The 11,698-nt window shown below is 54.3% G+C and carries 11 protein-coding genes; 3 read left to right on the top strand and 8 right to left on the bottom strand.

Annotated features, from left to right (window positions below; all coding sequences use genetic code 11):
• Positions 1-421 precede the first annotated feature (421 nt).
• The 5 genes from ACOYQJ_RS25590 to ACOYQJ_RS25570 all read right to left on the bottom strand — a co-directional run bounded on the left by ACOYQJ_RS25590 (position 422) and on the right by ACOYQJ_RS25570 (position 6,766).
• Positions 422-1,939 carry a tripartite tricarboxylate transporter permease gene (locus tag ACOYQJ_RS25590; RefSeq protein ID WP_422908720.1) on the bottom strand — a complete coding sequence of 506 codons (1,518 nt, stop codon included), beginning with the start codon at positions 1,937-1,939 and terminating at the stop codon, positions 422-424.
• The gene (locus tag ACOYQJ_RS25585) at positions 1,939-2,487 is read right to left on the bottom strand and encodes a tripartite tricarboxylate transporter TctB family protein (protein WP_422908719.1); all 549 of its coding nucleotides are present in this window, start codon (positions 2,485-2,487) and stop codon (positions 1,939-1,941) included. Before ACOYQJ_RS25585 ends, ACOYQJ_RS25590 begins: the two co-directional genes overlap by 1 nt.
• Positions 2,488-2,696: 209 nt before the next feature.
• Positions 2,697-3,683 (bottom strand): Bug family tripartite tricarboxylate transporter substrate binding protein, encoded by a 987-nt coding sequence (locus tag ACOYQJ_RS25580; protein ID WP_422908718.1) that lies wholly within the window; start codon positions 3,681-3,683, stop codon positions 2,697-2,699.
• A gap of 260 nt (positions 3,684-3,943) precedes the next feature.
• Entirely contained in the window at positions 3,944-5,161 is a 1,218-nt protein-coding gene (locus tag ACOYQJ_RS25575; protein WP_422908717.1) for a CaiB/BaiF CoA transferase family protein, read from the bottom strand.
• A complete protein-coding gene (locus tag ACOYQJ_RS25570) occupies positions 5,162-6,766 on the bottom strand; it encodes an FAD-binding oxidoreductase (protein ID WP_422908716.1) in 1,605 nt (534 codons plus the stop codon).
• A 143-nt stretch (positions 6,767-6,909) separates the two neighbouring features.
• Here ACOYQJ_RS25570 and ACOYQJ_RS25565 point away from each other — a divergent pair, with 143 nt between their 5' ends.
• Entirely contained in the window at positions 6,910-7,803 is an 894-nt protein-coding gene (locus ACOYQJ_RS25565; protein WP_422908715.1) for a LysR substrate-binding domain-containing protein, read from the top strand.
• A 165-nt stretch (positions 7,804-7,968) separates the two neighbouring features.
• Here ACOYQJ_RS25565 and ACOYQJ_RS25560 read toward each other — a convergent pair whose 3' ends face one another.
• Both ACOYQJ_RS25560 and ACOYQJ_RS25555 read right to left on the bottom strand, forming a co-directional pair.
• The gene (locus ACOYQJ_RS25560; protein ID WP_422908714.1) at positions 7,969-8,256 is read right to left on the bottom strand and encodes a helix-turn-helix domain-containing protein; all 288 of its coding nucleotides are present in this window, start codon (positions 8,254-8,256) and stop codon (positions 7,969-7,971) included.
• The gene (locus ACOYQJ_RS25555; RefSeq protein ID WP_422908713.1) at positions 8,253-8,600 is read right to left on the bottom strand and encodes a type II toxin-antitoxin system RelE/ParE family toxin; all 348 of its coding nucleotides are present in this window, start codon (positions 8,598-8,600) and stop codon (positions 8,253-8,255) included. Before ACOYQJ_RS25555 ends, ACOYQJ_RS25560 begins: the two co-directional genes overlap by 4 nt.
• 212 nt (positions 8,601-8,812) lie before the next feature.
• Between ACOYQJ_RS25555 and ACOYQJ_RS25550 the strand changes: the two genes are divergently transcribed.
• Together ACOYQJ_RS25550 and ACOYQJ_RS25545 are read left to right on the top strand one after the other, a co-directional pair.
• The gene (locus tag ACOYQJ_RS25550) at positions 8,813-9,463 is read left to right on the top strand and encodes a nucleotide-binding protein (protein ID WP_422908712.1); all 651 of its coding nucleotides are present in this window, start codon (positions 8,813-8,815) and stop codon (positions 9,461-9,463) included.
• Entirely contained in the window at positions 9,460-9,744 is a 285-nt protein-coding gene (locus tag ACOYQJ_RS25545; protein WP_422908711.1) for a ribbon-helix-helix domain-containing protein, read from the top strand. Before ACOYQJ_RS25550 ends, ACOYQJ_RS25545 begins: the two co-directional genes overlap by 4 nt.
• A 54-nt stretch (positions 9,745-9,798) precedes the next feature.
• Here the strand turns inward: ACOYQJ_RS25545 and ACOYQJ_RS25540 are convergent, their stop codons facing one another.
• A complete protein-coding gene (locus ACOYQJ_RS25540) occupies positions 9,799-10,833 on the bottom strand; it encodes a replication initiator protein A (protein ID WP_422908710.1) in 1,035 nt (344 codons plus the stop codon).
• Positions 10,834-11,698 lie beyond the last annotated feature (865 nt).

Genomic DNA, 11,698 nt, shown 5'->3' with positions numbered 1-11,698 from the left:
CCGCAGTATCACATGCAGATCAACAAAACCTTTTCCCTTCAACAACATAGAAAGATGGGCGTAATGAAGCAAAGTTGCAGTAGGTAATCCAGGCGCCGATCCCATTGCGGGCTTCAGAGCCGGTCTCGAAGACGTTCAGGTACAGGGACTCGTACTTGAGCGACCGCCAGAGCCGCTCGATTAGGCATGTTAGTTCAAGCGGCAACCAGTCCCGATCGCGGCATAACCCGAGTAGGAAATCCACTCACGAAAAGTCTCGAAACTGTTCAAACGAACCTAACCACCTTTCTTGACTGAATAATCTCCAGTTCTGGAGCTGATATGAGGGCTGATGGCATGATTCTGGTGCCGAGTTACTTGCGGTCTTGGTTGGCGGCAGGCTTGACATCACTCATCACCCCGACCGCTTCAATTCCGGCGGCTATATCCGCTTCCGAGATGCCCAAGTGCGAACAACCATGAAATAGAAGAACACCACGATCAGCCCGAGGAAGAATAGGCTATCCGGACTTGTGAAGAAAATGGACGGACTTCCGTCAGTGATGGCTAGACTGCGTCTCATATAAACCTCAAGGTCTGGTCCAAGAATGAAACCTAGCAGGAAAGAAACCATGGGATATCCGCTGCGTTGCATGAAATAGGCGCAGATCCCTACGACAAGCGCCGCCCCCATTTGAAACACGGAAAAAGTCGATACATACGCACCGACCATTGCAATAACCGCGATGCCCGAGAACAGTACTGCCTTATTGATCGAAACCAATCGCATATACCACGGGCCAAGAAACAAAAGCGTGATCGGAATCAGCAACGCCGCAACCAGCAATGCCGCCATCATCGGCGTCACGACGGAGAATTGTTCGGTCATCATTTGAGGCCCCGGTTGAAGACCGTTGATGATCAGCACCCCCAAGATCACGGCCGAAGTTGTATCGCCTGGAATCCCGAAGGTCAGCATCGGAACCAGCGACCCACCGCACATCGCATTGTTTGCACCCTCCGCGGCAGCGATGCCCTCGATTGAGCCGTCGTTGTATTCCTCCGGTCGAGAAGAGCTGCGCTTTGCCTCAGCATAAGAAACAAACGCCGCACTGCTGCCGCCCGCGCCCGGCAGCACGCCGACAAAATAACCGATCATCGCGAACTTGATGTATCGGTAGGTGCCGATCAACCCATAGTCAGCCCCGCGTGGCATGAAATCGCGCCAGCTCCATCTGACCTTTTCCGGCAGGCTTTCTAGCGTATCGTGTTTTTTCCCTGAGTTGGCTGTGACCTGAACGAACAATTCGCTGATCGCAAAGGCGCCGATGATGACTGCCATCAGGTCGATACCTTCAACTAATGTGGGAAATCCAAAGATTTGACGTGCTTTGGAGCTTGCCACATCAATACCGATGGTCGCGACCATGAGGCCCAGCAATGTGGCCACGATCCCTTTGGAGATGGATTGATCGTTCGAGATAATAATCACGAAAAAGGCGAACAGGATCAGTGAAAACTTTCCTGGCGTTTGCACGTAAAGTGCTGCCTGCGCCATGACGGGTGCCAACCCCATCAGCAAAATAGCACCGACCACGCCGCCCATCATCGAGGCTAACGCCGCACTGCGCAGCGCGCGTGCGCCGTCGCCACGCCGCATTAGGATATTTCCTTCATAGGCGGTCATGACGGCGCAGGGTGCACCGGGGATGTTCACCGTAATCGCAGTGATGCTGCCGCCATATTGTCCACCCATGAAAATCGCAGAACACATAACAAGGGATGAGGTCACATCCATCGAATAGGTGATCGGTAGGATCAGCGCGATCGCTAGCGTGCCGGTCAGGCCGGGGATCGCGGCAAAAATCGTTCCGATCAGAAACCCGGCCACCAGATAACCGAACACCGCAGGTTCTGCGATCGTCTGAAATCCGCCGACAACGTGCAGAAATTGCTCCATTAGTTCAGTAATCCCATTCTTGGAAGTTGGATGCCGAAGAGTACGGCAAAGAACAGATAGGTAAGCAGACTGATGCCCGCGGCGACGACAAGGTTAAGCACGACGCCACGAATGCCCTTCGACCAGCCGAACTGGAACGCCGCCAGCAACCCCAGAGAAAACAGGAACGTGGAGACTGCAAAACCGAGCTGGCGAAAAAACAGAACATAGAGGAATGAAATCGCGACCACAGCAACCATGGCGATATGTGCACTGACGCCTGATGGCGGAGCGGGAACTTCAAAATCGGGCAACTCCTCCGCAGCCGAGGACGGAGACGTTTTCTCAGCGGTCACCTTCTGACGGTTCAGTTGTCCAAAGACAACCGCCAGAAGAGCAAGATACATGGCAACACTCAGGACGATCGGCATGAAGCCTGCGCTTGGTAACCCATAGCGAAAAATAGCCCCGTTTCGCAGCGCATCCGAAAGATAAATCGTCGTGGCAATGAAGATGATCAGCGGCAAGATCAATTCGCCAAATCGGAAACGCCGGGAATTCTCAGGCATTGCAATTCTCCTATGTAGCGCTTCGTGTTCGAACTTGAGGTGCGAGGTATCCCCAACGCGCTGAAATCCATGATTTCAAACAGTGTTATGCCATTCAGGTTTGACACGAAGTGCGTTGAGTCGGGCTCTGGCGCGTTGGGCGACCACGTATTGGCCGCCCATTTTGCCATTGCCCAAGGTTGGGATGGTTTGCGGATTTTGGCCAATCTCTATTCGAGAATGCCCTGATCAGTGAGCTCTTCGAGAGTTGTGAAAATCTCGGTTTGGAAATCCATAGCAAATTCAGTGACCGTATCACTACCCATCCAGGTTGCCGTTACCCCGACTTTCTTGGCCCAGTCCTGAAACTCATCACTATCCCAGGCCGTTTTTATCGCTTGCTCCAAAACCTGCTTGGCCTCATCTGGGGTGCCGGCTGGCGTAGCAAACAACAGGAAACTGCCGGTCTGAAGATCCAATCCGACCTCCTCGCTCGTAGGCACTTCCGGAAAACCGGGATTTTTGGAAGCGCTGAATTCGACTAGACCGCGCGCATCACCGGAGGTTAACAGCGGTGCGAAATCGCCAAGGCTGGTGACAGCAGCATCGACTTCGCCCGACAGAATGCCTTCCTTCTGGCCCGGACTGCCATCGGGATATGCAACGATCCGAAAACGCGTACCGGTCGTTTCCTGAAGCTGGAGAAGTGTCAGGTGTGTCATTGAGCCAAGGCCCATAATGCCAACGTTGATATTTCCTTCGGCCGCTTTCGCGGCAGAAACAAGATCGTCGAACGTGGAATAATCGGTATCACCGCCGACGATCATCGCGTTGGGTTCTGTCGTGACCAGGGAAATCATATCCAGTTTGTCCAGGCTGTAGCCCGGCAAGATCCCTTCCCACGGTACGGTCACGACGCTATCATAGGTCAATGCGCCGATGGTATAGCCATCAGCCGGTGAATTCATCAGCCGGTTTATGCCTATGGATGTAACACCACCGTCCAAGTTTTCGACAAAGATCGACACTGGTAATTCGCGTTCTGCAATGCTCATGATTTTGCGGACGATACCATCAGCGCCACCGCCGGCACCCCAAGGCACAATGGCCTGAATTGGGCGCTCTGGATATTCGGCCAATGCTGTGGTCGCGGTTGACAGAGCAACAGCACTTGCCGCGAGCGCGGTCATCAATGTCGGTTTCAGCTTTAATCTCATCAATCTTCCTCCCGTTATGTCCAGCAACAGGCTGGCTCATTATTTGGCGGGCGCAGGATTCATCTATGTCGACTTCAGGGACAGCTGCGAGTTCTGTTTATTTCCAACTGCGCACTGAGTAACTTGCATGAAACCAGATATGCTCCGCAATGATCGTTGTCTGTCGGAATCGGCTTCGCCGATTTAGTATCATCAAATCAGGAAACGCGGGCGCTTTGCCAAGTTCTCCCAATGAGTTCGATTAGGTTAAGCAGCGCCAGTCATACCGTACCCCTCTCGCGCAGCGCTGCAATCGTGGTGGCGTTATACTCAAGTACCTCGGACAGGATCTCGTCGGTGTGTTCGCCCAGCATGGGGGGTGGCAGGCGGACACCGAATTCATGACCTTCCATGCGGATCGGCGTACGCATCACCTTTGCTTTCACATCTGGTGCAGCGCTATGGTTGACCTCTTGAACTATACCGCGCGCCTGGATGTGGGGGTCTTCGAACACTTGGGGGATGGTGTTAATCGGTCCGCAGGGGATACCGGCATCCTGCAAATCGGCAAGCCATTGGGCCGATTTCCGTTTGCTCAACTCTGCACGGATCTCGAGCAGAACCGCGTCACGATTGGCAAGCCGCTGCGTGTTGGTCAAAAAGCGTGGATCATCAGCCAGGTCAGGCCGTCCGATGGCCTGACAAAGGCGCCCGTATTGCCCATCGTTCCCCACGGCAAGGTTTATGTGGCCGTCAGCCGTGGCGAAGGTTTCATAAGGAACAATGTTCGGGTGGGCATTGCCCAGACGCCCCGGCTGAGCCCCGCCGACAAGATAATTTGACGCCTGATTGTACAACCACGCCGCCTGACAATCGAGCAACGATATGTCAATGTGACGCCCCACCCCGGTTTGATCACGCTCACGAAGGGCCGCCAGGATAGACACCGCCGCGTACATCCCCGACATGATATCCGAGATGGGCACGCCGACCTTCATTGGCTGGCGTTCCGCCTCGCCTGTAATGCTCATCAGCCCCCCCATGCCTTGAACGACAAAATCGTAACCGGGCCGCGCGGCATAAGGGCCGGTCTGTCCAAATCCAGTGATCGAACAATAGACAAGACGCGGGTTGCGTGCGTGGACCGACGCCCAATCCAGTCCACGGCGCCTGAGATCACCAACCTTGAAGTTCTCGATCAGAACATCGCTTTTGTCGACAAGAGCATTGATAATCTCAAGCCCCTCGTCTGATGCGATGTCCACGGTCAGAGATCGCTTGTTGCGATTGGTCGACATGAAATAGGCGCTTTCACGGGTGTCGTTGCCATCCTGATCTTTCAGAAAGGGCGGCCCCCATCCGCGAATGTCATCACCGATGCCCGGTCTTTCCACCTTGATGACATCAGCTCCCAAATCGCCCAGAGTCTGCGTGCAACTTGGCCCCGCAAGAATGCGCGAGAGATCAAGAATCCGAAGACCGTCAAGCGGCAAGTTCATTTATTTTCCCCCTTGTTCGGCAATGATCACTCCGGGGTTCATGATTGACTTGGGGTCAAGCGCCTTTTTTGCCGCCGTGAACGCCGCACCAATGGGGGCCGGGCGCTGCTTCTCATACCACGGCATGTGCAGCCTGCCGACGGCGTGGTGATGGGTTATTGTTCCCCCCGCCTTCATCACGGCATCATAGGCTGCAATCTTGATCTCCATACATTGTTCGCCCATCCGCTCACGATCCGGAAGGCAATGGAACGTGAAATATGGTGCAGGGCCGTTAGGATAGACATGGGTAAAGCGGCAGGTGACAGTGCCTGACCGACCGGTCACACGCTTGATCGCCTTATTCACCGTTTCTATGACTGTGCTGTGCAGCTCTTTAAAATCGTTCCAGCATACAGCCGTCTCAAAGGTCTCACGGCATATGCCACGCGATGTCATGTGTTCACGATAGTAAGGACCGCGAATGAAAGCATTGCGCCATTGGCCAGCCACGCTGTTGCGTCCCTGCTCGGCCTCATCAACCGGTGTGCCTCCGAACTCTCGGCACAGCTCAACGGTAAGGTCCATCAAGTGATCCACCGGATAGTGTGAGCTTTCATACCCCAACACCAAGATTGGCCGGCTACCATCGAATGCTCCGGTCAACTTGGCTTCAAGCGCGTCAATCAGGCGGCAGTTTGCTGGGTAAAGACCAGCTTGCGATATCGCACGCACCGCTTCGACACCTTGATCGTATTCAGCGAAGGTCACCGTCTTGCTGGCCTTGTGCTTGATCCGGGATAAAACCCGAATCCAAGCTTCGGTGATGATACCGACGGATCCTTCTGTGCCCATCACGTAGCGGTCGGGCGACGGACCAGCGCCAGAGGCGGGCAAACGGCGGCTTTCGCTTGTTCCGCTGGGCGAAACCATACGAATGTTTTCAACGTAATCGTCTATATAAGTACCGTGTGTCGCATAATGCCCGGCAGCCCGTGTCGCTATCCAGCCACCAAGGGTCGAAAGTTCAAAACTCTGGGGATAATGGCGCAACGTGGCATTGTGGGCTTTTAGCTGTGCCTCCAGGTCGGGCCCATAAACCCCGGCCTGTACACGCGCCGAGCGTGACACTGGATCGAATTCCAAAACTTTGTTCAAATACCACATGTCGATGGTCACCACACCGGCATAGGTTCCGTCTATTTCAGGGTTTACACCACCGGCAACACTGGACCCGCCACCAAACGGAATAACCGCCGCACCGATGTCACCCGCCCAGTCGATAAGCGCGCGCACGTTCTCTTCGTTGCGCGGATAGGCGACCACATCAGGTGCATTGCGGAAATCCCCACGAAACATTTTGGCGCTGTCAAGGAACGAACGACCGTAGCTGTGCAAGGCACGTTCATACCGATCGGTGCGGCAAATTTCCTTGATTGCCTCGGGAAATTGCGTGATTCTGCTGTCGGGCATATCGATGGTATCAAGAGTTGGCGGAGCCATCACTTCGAATGAATCCACCTCGAAAGTACGGTGCCAAGTGTCCAGCACCGGCGCCATCTCTTCGGGGGAAGCGCTTTGGTCTTCAAAGCCCCACGCATAGAATTTTCTACGTCTCTCGCTCACAATAACGCTCCTCAGCAATTCAGCGCTGACGCACAATCTTTCGGTTGTCGCCCATCGTGTTTCAGTGTCAGAGCAATCGCCATTGACTGACAATCGACTTATTCTTAGTGGTCAGTTGAGTTTTTGTTATGCGAGGTCATGGCATGGATCCAAGACTTCCGCCGCTTAACGCACTTCGCACCTTTGTTATGGCGGCACGCATAGGCAGCTTTGTCAAAGCCGCTACTGAACTGAGCGTGACACCCGCCGCTGTCAGTCGCTCCATCCGGTCGCTTGAAGATTATCTGGGTTGCGAACTCTTCCATCGTATGAACCGGCAGATTTCGCTGACCCGTGAAGGGCAGATCTATGTCGATAGTCTTGCCGATGTCTTTGACCGGATCGCGTTGGCAACACAGAATCTGGCCGAGCAGCGCGCTGATCGTCCGCTTGTCATATGTGCCTATCCAAGTTTTATAGTCAGCTGGCTTATACCGCGCTGGTCGCGTTACCTGCAAACTCATCCTGACGCCCAACTTCGGATCGTCACAACGCTCAGCCATGATATCCCGTTTGAAAGAAAAGGTATCGATCTGGCAATCCTTTCGGACAGCTCGGATGATCCGCGCTATATCTCAACGAGGTTATTTGAAACGACTTTGGTTCCGGTGTGCCGCCCGAACTACCTGCCGCCTGACACGTTAACCGGCGATGCTGCGGATTGGCAAAACGCATTGCTGCACTGCGACACTAGGCCCAATGACTGGGTCCGATGGGCGCAGGCAAACAGTGTGTCCGTTGACACCACAAGAGGCCAATGGTTTGAAAACGCGTCAATGATGTACGAAGCCGCAATGAGCGGTCTCGGTATCGCCATTGGAATCGAAGAACTGTTGAGCCGCGAGTTTGATACAAACCGGCTAGCCGTCGCATTCAGTGACAATGTCGAGGTCGCGTGCCCATTTTCCGTCATCCGGCCCTCCGCGACCGAGAACCATCCGTTTTTCTCAATATTCATGGACTGGCTACATAGTGAAGTGCAGGCGAGTTCTATTTGAATCGCACGCCGTTTTAATCAGCTTGGCAGGTGCCGCTAGATTAATTGATGATTGCCGGCCCCTGCCCTATCGCATGAACGACGGCTTCTGTCAGAGACTGATTAACTTTATCGGTGAACTTGCTCATCGATTCTCCCTTTGACATATAAATACTGTAAAGGAGCCTTACCGTAACAAGCCCTGCACTACGTTCGGGTCTTTCGCGATCAGCGCCAGCAGTACCTGAGCAGGGCCTGTCGGCTGACGACGTCCATGCTCCCAGTTCAGTAGCGTACCTTTAGCCACGCCTATACTGCGGGCGAACTGAGCCTGTGAAAGACCGGTTTTCTCGCGGATGCTCGCGACATCCACCTCTGGCACCGAAACCTGATGCACACGCGCCCTGCCCTTTTGCCCGTTGGCAAAGGCCAGCGCCTCTTCGAGGCCTTTCGTGATGCTGTCATTGGCGTTCATTTTGTGTCTCCATACATGGCTACGATCCGTTTGCTGAGCTCGACGGCCGCTGTTTGTTCTGCCTTGGTCAAGTTGTCCTTCTCGTTCTTGGCGAAGACCGTCACCAGGAAGATCGGCATGTGACTTCCGCCGAAAACATATATCGTCCGGAAGCCACCGCTCTTGCCGCCCCCGTCACGCGGAATTCGGACCTTGCGAAGCCCGCCCCCGAGCGAAACACCTGTTTCCGGGTTCGCAGCGATGAAGTGGATTGCCGCCTCACGCTCTTCATCGGACATGATGGTTTTCGCCCGACGCTGAAATTCAGGCATTTCCGCGACAGTCTGTAGCTTTGTCATCATCATGCCCTTGCTTCGCCTCTGACATATATGTCATTGGCGCACATTTCAAGAAGAAGTCTCGATCCTGCCGCAGGCATGGTGATCTTATACTTGTCGCTGCTGCAACACATCTAGGAGAATTTCCCGGACACTTGCACATGTTCAGTTACTGACACGTTCGCGCGTGATAGTGTGCACACGTGAAGACGTGAAATCGCGCGCACAAAGGAGCAGTCATGAAAACAGTTGCAATCATCAGCCAGAAAGGGGGAGCGGGCAAGACCACCCTCGCCCTTCATCTGGCGACATCATCCGCCTTGCAGGGTAAAAACACGGCGATCATCGATCTCGACCCGCAGGCTTCTGCAGCAAACTGGAGCGACCGGCGCGCTGCGGAGATTCCTGTTGTGCTTTCCGCGCATGCAAGCCGGCTTAGCCACGAGATCAGCCGCGTGAAAGACATGGACGGCGATCTTCTCATCATCGATACGGCGCCACATTCCGATAGCGCAGCTTTAGAAGCGGCAAAAGCTGCCGACCTGATCCTCGTCCCCTGCCGCCCCGCAATTCTGGATATTGAGGCCATCAGCAACACGCTCAATCTGGTGAAGACGACCGGAAAACCTATCTTTGTGGTGATGAATGCCGTCGCACCGCAAGGAAGTGAGGCAACCGAGGCCGCCGAAGCCATCGCAGAGCTCGGGGTCGGAATTTGTCCGGTCCAGCTTCGTCAGCGGGTCGCCTTCTCGCGCGCGTTGATCAGCGGGCAGTCGGCAGAAGAATTCGAGCCGGACGGCAAGGCTGCACGGGAAGCATCACAACTGCATACGTTCATGTGTGAACACCTTCACATCCCCACACGACAACTTGAAGGCAAGGTCGCATGAGCAACAAGTTCGCATCCGCGCTCAAACCGAAGGCCCAACCCGCGTTGGAAACGTTGAAAACGCCCTCCAATGACGCAAAACCCGCATCACCCCACGCAAGACCATCGCGAAAGTCGACCAAGCACGTCGGTGGATATTTCGATCCTGCGGTTTCTAAGCAGCTCCGAGAGATCGCTCTCACCGAAGACAGTTCCGTTCAAGCGCTTTTGGCGGAGGCGATCGACATGATATTTCAAAGCCGCCGCAAGCCGATGATCGCGAGCCGCTCAAAAGAGAAGTGATTGCTTGGCGGGATTAATGTGTGGTGGTGTGCACACCACCACACATTAAAGCGTTCACACGTCTTCTTGAAACCGCTTTTTGCAGAAACCCAGAAATGCGGCGTCGAGGCTTCTTGGCGGTTCCGTCTGCCTTGACGTGAAGTCCTGCCAATCGCTGTAGAGGGCGTAGATATCCAGACCGGGAGCGGCCTTTCTCGCTTTGGCCAGAAGGGCAGGGGAGGGCACTGTTGGCATGTCGAGGTCCAGAAGACTTTGATTTCCCGTGAAGCCCGCACGTTTGGCGGTAAAGGTTGCCATATCCCCGTCCACTGCAATGTCATAGTCAGGAAGGTGGCCGTCCTGGGCGATTTGCTTTACAAAATACTTGAACTTCTTTGCAGGAGAGTTGCTTCCGACCTTGCGTTGAAGCTTGTTCAGACCAATCCGGAAGGGCCGTGCCTGATCCCCGACGTGCTTTCTGGCAAGTTCGTATATTCTCCGCTCCAACGGCCGTCGAAGCCGGAAGTACTGTGGATTGATGGTCAGGACTTCCATCCCCTGCACCGCTCGAAAGGTCCAGTCCGAAACCTTGATCCGAACCTTTGCCATACGTCCGAACGGGTCCTCTTCGCCCGAGCCGTCTCGACGGTTGATCTCGTAAGCATCGATCAGGCCAAAGCCGCGCACCTGCAGATGATCGTTCGTCTTGATGTTCGTCTTGATCGTCGTACCGCGCAGCCGATCAAGAGCATCCTCAAAACGCTGATAGCTTTCGCGATTGGTACGCCAGTTGGTAGCGACCATCGCTTCATGGGCTGACAGCTCGACCCACTGGCTGATCTCTTCACCGGCATTCATCTGATGCACCAGCTTGCTGATGCAGTATAACAGGATGTCCTTGTCCATGATCGTGGCGAGTCCCTTGCCACTGGGTACGATCACGACCCGTTTGCCATCATGTGTGTAGTCGAGTTCGCGCATGTCGGGTTTAACCGACAACGAGAAAACCGGATGCTCCATGGAGGCCATGTCATCTTTCGGAGCAGCATCCGAGACATCTAGAATAAAGAAGTCCCTATTGGGGTGTCGATCAGGCAGAAGATTTCCCATGAGATGCTGTTATCAGACCTTCGTCGATCTAGGAACCTTCTTCGTCGGTTTAGGAACCGATGGCTGCTGGCGACGCCAGCTTGAAACTTCGCCCCTCTAGGAACCAATCTTCGCCCTTCTGGGAACCGAAACTTCGCCCCTTTAGGAACCAATCTTCGCCCCTCTGGGAACCGAAGATTGGTCTAAGTTTCCAAATAGATAATATATATCAATGGCCTATATGAATAAGGTGTAGAGCGTAACTTACTAACACTTTATATAACTCTTATAACACTGGTCGGGCCCTGTGGATAACTGCTATTGGCGCCTCCCAAGCAGCTAAGGTTGTGCGGATCACAAACATTAAATCAACCTTGAGAAAGCCACGAACGAGATCGGCATTACATTTGATTGCGCAACGTCTAGGCTACTCCCGCTCAAACTGTTTGCCCGCACCCTCCCATGTCATGCCACCATCTTCGCTTTCAGCCTTGCGCAGCTTCGGATAGCGCCTTGGCCGAGTGATCGCGTTCCGATGGGGCAGGGGGAGTGCTTTGCGATTTTCGCGTTCCCCGCATGCGCGAGGATCATGTGCCTCGACTGCTGATCGTCCCCCGACCGATTTCAACTTTTTTCAACTTGTCAGGTTTTAGGTATGGAGAGGTGGTCTTGGTTTTTCGACCAGTTTTCCGCCGGGCTAAGCTATAGCATGGGTTTCATTTCAGGCGGCGGCTTTCAGGTTCTGGTTTCTGCTATCATATGCCTCGCCCGGCGTCAGCAACCCGTGGGATGAGTGCGGGCGCTTATGATTGTACAACTGAACGCCAGAACACCCACGTTATCGACCGACGCGAGGTTCTTTATCGATGGCACCCTTGGTTTGGCC

This window comes from Pacificoceanicola algae, from assembly GCF_049341065.1.
In the GTDB taxonomy this organism is placed as follows: Bacteria; Pseudomonadota; Alphaproteobacteria; order Rhodobacterales; family Rhodobacteraceae; genus Pacificoceanicola.
Note: the sequence above shows the minus strand (reverse complement) of the source record. Positions and strands in the feature narration are given on the sequence as shown.

Bases quoted from the DNA above. Each gene is read 5' to 3' on its own strand.
- ACOYQJ_RS25590 (WP_422908720.1), bottom strand. From the start codon at position 1,939: ATGGAGCAATTTCTGCACGTTGTCGGCGGATTTCAGACGATCGCAGAA.
- ACOYQJ_RS25585 (WP_422908719.1), bottom strand. From the start codon at position 2,487: ATGCCTGAGAATTCCCGGCGTTTCCGATTTGGCGAATTGATCTTGCCG.
- ACOYQJ_RS25580 (WP_422908718.1), bottom strand. From the start codon at position 3,683: ATGAGATTAAAGCTGAAACCGACATTGATGACCGCGCTCGCGGCAAGT.
- ACOYQJ_RS25575 (WP_422908717.1), bottom strand. From the start codon at position 5,161: ATGAACTTGCCGCTTGACGGTCTTCGGATTCTTGATCTCTCGCGCATT.
- ACOYQJ_RS25565 (WP_422908715.1), top strand. From the start codon at position 6,910: ATGGATCCAAGACTTCCGCCGCTTAACGCACTTCGCACCTTTGTTATG.
- ACOYQJ_RS25560 (WP_422908714.1), bottom strand. From the start codon at position 8,256: ATGAACGCCAATGACAGCATCACGAAAGGCCTCGAAGAGGCGCTGGCC.
- ACOYQJ_RS25555 (WP_422908713.1), bottom strand. From the start codon at position 8,600: ATGATGATGACAAAGCTACAGACTGTCGCGGAAATGCCTGAATTTCAG.
- ACOYQJ_RS25550 (WP_422908712.1), top strand. From the start codon at position 8,813: ATGAAAACAGTTGCAATCATCAGCCAGAAAGGGGGAGCGGGCAAGACC.
- ACOYQJ_RS25545 (WP_422908711.1), top strand. From the start codon at position 9,460: ATGAGCAACAAGTTCGCATCCGCGCTCAAACCGAAGGCCCAACCCGCG.
- ACOYQJ_RS25540 (WP_422908710.1), bottom strand. From the start codon at position 10,833: ATGGGAAATCTTCTGCCTGATCGACACCCCAATAGGGACTTCTTTATT.